Genomic DNA, 1,546 nt, shown 5'->3' on the forward strand with positions numbered 1-1,546 from the left:
AAATTAGTTTTTGTAATCCAAATTTGTATTTTTGAACTATTTGAAAAGCTTTCGGGGTGTGTCCTGCGGATGCAGGGCACACACAGCAGTTTGGCTCTATTGCCAGTTTCGGGATTATCTGAATGTTTTTTTTGTGTCATAATCTTTAGTTATTAATCAAAAGTTTAGGTTAATTTAGTGGCAACAAAGCCAAGCTGCAATCCGTTGGCAGAAATATTAAAAAAAACGTAAATGAAACAAACCTTTTCTTTGTTATTAATTTTATTCTCTTCATTAGTTTATTCTCAAAAAGAATTAGTTTCAACCGACATAGATAAATTTTGCTACAAATTCAAAATTGAAAATGACAAAATAGTTGGAAATGGTTATGAAATTCTTAATAATAAAATTTCAGAAAGCCAGTTTATATTGTTAGGAGAACAACATTTCGCCTCTGAAATATCATTATTTACAAATAGTTTAATTCCATTACTTTCTAAAAATAACTTTAAATATTTTGTTGCAGAAATTGGTCCAAATAGTGCTAAAAAATTAGTTTCAGAGATTCAAAATAAAGGACAATTATTTGATTTCAATACAAAGTATAACGATTTAACTGGAGAAATCCCTATTCCTTTTTTTGATGGAAAAGAAGATGAACAATTCTTAAAGACTGCGTTGAAAAATAACTTTCAAATTTTAGGAATTGACCAAGAATATCAAACTGCTCAATTCTTCTTATTTGACGAGATTTTAGAATTATCAAAAAACAGAAAAAATATTTTACCAGCATATGAGAATGCTTCTAAATTTATGCTTGCCGAATTTAAAGAATATTGGAAAGACTCAAAACACAAAATATTTGAAAAATACATTAATTCAAAAGAAATAAATACATTTTTTGAATTAACTGACAAAAAGAATGTTGCCGTACAAAAAATAATTTCAGACTTAAAAATATCTTGGAATATTTATTTGCAAAATGAAAAAGGTTTGTATCAAAATGGTTGGCTTCAAAGAATACAAAATATGAAAACTAATTTTAGCAAAAATTATAAATCAGCAACAAAAAAAGATGATTTACCCAAAATGTTTGTAAAAATGGGAGCGGTTCATTTATCGAATGGAATGAATAATTTTGGTTATTATGATTTAGGAAATATGATTAAAGAATTATCTCACTTTAACCAAACAAAATCTACTTCTATAAAATGTATGCCAAGATTTTATATGGAAGATAATGAAATTAAAGACGATTTAACCGAAGAAAATCCGATAAACATAGTTTTGGAAAAAGGAAATATGGAAGAATGGATTTTAATAGATAATGATGAATTATTAAATTATTGTTACACAGAAAAAATTAAAATAAATTCGGAATTAAGGAAAGAACTTGAAAGATTTGATTTCATATTAATTCCACCGTTAGTAAATCCAATGAAAATTAACTTTAAAAAATAAAAATACTTCTGCCAATCGAGTAGACTGCCCCACTAGAAACTAGCAGGGAGAGCCTCTCACACCACCGAGCATACGGGTCACGTACTCGGCGGTTCGCAAAGAGATG

General features: G+C 27.8%; 1 protein-coding gene. It reads left to right on the top strand.

What is annotated here, in order from left to right:
- The first annotated feature begins 231 nt into the window (after positions 1 to 231).
- Complete coding sequence (locus tag H601_RS0112960) at positions 232 to 1,440, top strand: hypothetical protein (RefSeq protein ID WP_026711884.1); 1,209 nt, start codon at positions 232 to 234, stop codon at positions 1,438 to 1,440.
- Positions 1,441 to 1,546: the final 106 nt, after the last annotated feature.

Source organism: Flavobacterium filum DSM 17961, from assembly GCF_000425465.1.
Lineage (GTDB): Bacteria > Bacteroidota > Bacteroidia > Flavobacteriales > Flavobacteriaceae > Flavobacterium > Flavobacterium filum.

What these genes read in the sequence shown, in the direction of transcription:
- H601_RS0112960 (WP_026711884.1), top strand. Translation starts at nt 232, where the DNA reads ATGAAACAAACCTTTTCTTTGTTATTAATTTTATTCTCTTCATTAGTT.